Genomic DNA, 570 nt, shown 5'->3' with positions numbered 1-570 from the left:
ACGAAGCGATGATTGCGAAATTGCCTTCACGAAAAGTTAAAAAGGTTGGAAAACAACTTTCAGAAATCGTTGATAAGATAATGCCTGCTTATTTTCCAGAGAAAGCAAACTTTTTTGAAGGAACAAAGAAAATAAGGGAAAAACAAGAAGTTGAAAGAATACTAGAAGATTTCAAACCCGATTTTCAATACGCAACTGAACAAGGATTAACGCATGATGAAGCCTTATCAGAATTTGAAAAATTTGTACGCTTTTCAAAAACCAATCCATGTCACAATGCAAATGAACGCGATTGGCAAAGCGCTTGGGATAATTGGATTACGCATCCAGAATATGGATTGGTAATTAAGAAACACAAAAAATCAGAAGTGAAAAAACTATATGAAAGCGCATGTTATAAACCACCGTCAAACAATTTCGCAAATAACCTTTCAGAAAGCTTCAATCAACTTGCAACAGCGATCTACGCTTAAAGACACTTATGGATCCGAAAAAACAGCAAAGTAGTGAAGTTTGCTGATGATTTTGAGAATAGATATGCGTTTAAATTGACAGAAAGGCACCGTACAG

1 pseudogene is annotated in these 570 nt (G+C 35.3%); it reads left to right on the top strand.

What is annotated here, in order from left to right:
• Nucleotides 1-473: pseudogene (locus ACFIL3_RS11110) on the top strand (hypothetical protein); the annotation flags it as partial.
• Nucleotides 474-570: the final 97 nt, after the last annotated feature.

The sequence above is a fragment of the Bartonella sp. CE47NXGY genome (genome assembly GCF_042195415.1).
Taxonomy (GTDB): Bacteria; Pseudomonadota; Alphaproteobacteria; order Rhizobiales; family Rhizobiaceae; genus Bartonella.
Note: the sequence above shows the minus strand (reverse complement) of the source record. Positions and strands in the feature narration are given on the sequence as shown.